The 1,907-nt window shown below is 46.9% G+C and carries 1 protein-coding gene; it reads right to left on the bottom strand.

Features of this window, described 5'->3' with window-relative positions; translation table 11 throughout:
• A partial coding sequence (locus ACEW8S_RS10090) for an LmbE family protein (protein ID WP_373518028.1) occupies nt 1-1,907 on the bottom strand: 1,907 nt, incomplete at both ends.

The following is a 1,907-nucleotide window of genomic DNA, read 5'->3' as shown; positions in this document are numbered from 1 at the left end:
GAACTCCTGCCGGCAACTCCCTGAAAAAACTTAGTCCGGTGTAAATATAATGTCCCTTTCCGTACTTCGCTATTAAAAGGCTACCTTCTTTAGCAGATTCCCCATCATCTTTCATGGATAATATTGGCGTAAATTCCTTTGCCCATTCGTTGGGGAAATACAGTCCCCGTTCCTGTACCCAGCCATCAAAATCGGAGGCGGTAATAGCATTCGGATAATTGACCAACGGATGCTTTTTGGCCACTATTTCCACTTCGGAATTTTCATCCGTAACCCGGTCACTTGACAGGGTAAGCGGGTAGGGTGCGATGTTCTCGAACTGCTTGTCCCACCGGCCAGCTGTATTGTATTGCACAATCAGTGTGCCACCATTTTTCACATAAACGAGTAAAAAATGTTGTTTGAATTTGAGCTCTTCGACGACATTGTAGGCGCGGATACCGACGACCACCGCGTCGTATGACTCCAAACTGCTCGTACTGATCGAGCTGGGTGAAATTCTACCAACGCTATAGCCGATCTGTTCCAGACTTTCGGGTACTTCATCGCCGGCACCCACAATATAACCGATTCGTTCCCCGGCCTTTTTGATATTCAGCCGTACTGTTTTTGCCTCTGATGGCAACAATACGGATTGATCGGGTATATGGTCATAGGCAATCGTAACCAGTTCTTTGGTGGTTTCTTTGCCATCTATCTTGAGAATCGGCGAAATATAGCTTTCGTTTTCTTCGTCGGGAGGGGATAGGGTAAATAAAATAGTTCTTTTGTCTCCTTTTTTGGCGATTTCAAATGTTTTGGTATCCGTGTCGACGGACCAGCCTTGGCCGTGGCAAAGTTGTACCTGCCCGTTTATATCATCGGCGTTGGCCTCGATAGTAACAGGCACCTGTTTTGGTTTTCCGTCGGGGAATATCAAAACCTTGTCGGAAAAACTGGCCGTCGCCTTGGGCAAAACCTCAAAAGGCTGGTAGCGTTCTCCTTTTTCCGGTTTTGCGTAATGGTAGATGACTGGTTTTTCGAAGTTGATCGTAGTCCCGTTGAAATCCATTTCGAACTCCGCCGTGAAAGCTCTGGGGGTCTCCGGTTTGCCGATAAGCTTCTGATTTGGGACCTTGTACATGCCCAAACTTCCTTTTTCATTCAACCAATAGGGGCTCGTATATTCCGTATCCGAGGGTACTTTCAGTACAAGTTCAAAGTTCTGCTTTGTATTATTTTTTAGGGGGATGTTCGGATTCAAGGAGGTATCCGAAGCTGGAATCCGAATCGATTTTAGAACCATACCGGCATCGCTTCGGTTGATGGCCTCGATAGTGACCTTGACCTGCCCACCGGGATTGGTAGTGGCCGATTCGGAGGAAGCTTCCAGATAGAGTCCCGTTACATCGGCGATCAGGTCTTTCAGTGCTTCGGATTTGATTTTTTTCCAATGGTTATCCTGTATATTTTGGAGCAGGGCATAAGCCTCCAAAAGCTGGGGAAGGTGTTTTGAAGGATTTCCGAAATTGAAATTTTCCTCGACCGCAAATAGGATAGTCCCGATAGCTTCGCCTCCGTCGATACGGGACCAAGAGGTATCGATACCATCAAAAATATCCGTCTTATCCTTGGGAAGGTCTCCCTTTAGCAATTCCAGATATTCGTCTTGGGCTCCGCGTTCCGACAGCCTTCCAAAACCTTGGGACAAGTGCTGGCTACTGGCCAAAGCGGCAATTTCGTTGTTGGATGTTCCGAGAACGGGGTAGTAGTTCCCGACATCCAAATTCAACATATTCGATTTGTCGGCCTTTGCAAATTTCTCCTCACTACCATAGAACCACCAAGAAGTATTGAAAAATAGGCGTTTGGGCTGCCAGGTATCGGTAAATTCCAGTTGATTAGGGTAGGCGGTTTTGTCATTGGCC

Origin of the sequence: Pricia sp., from assembly GCF_041745955.1 — a bacterium.
GTDB lineage: Bacteria > Bacteroidota > Bacteroidia > Flavobacteriales > Flavobacteriaceae > Pricia.
This window is presented reverse-complemented; position numbering and strand designations above follow the sequence as displayed.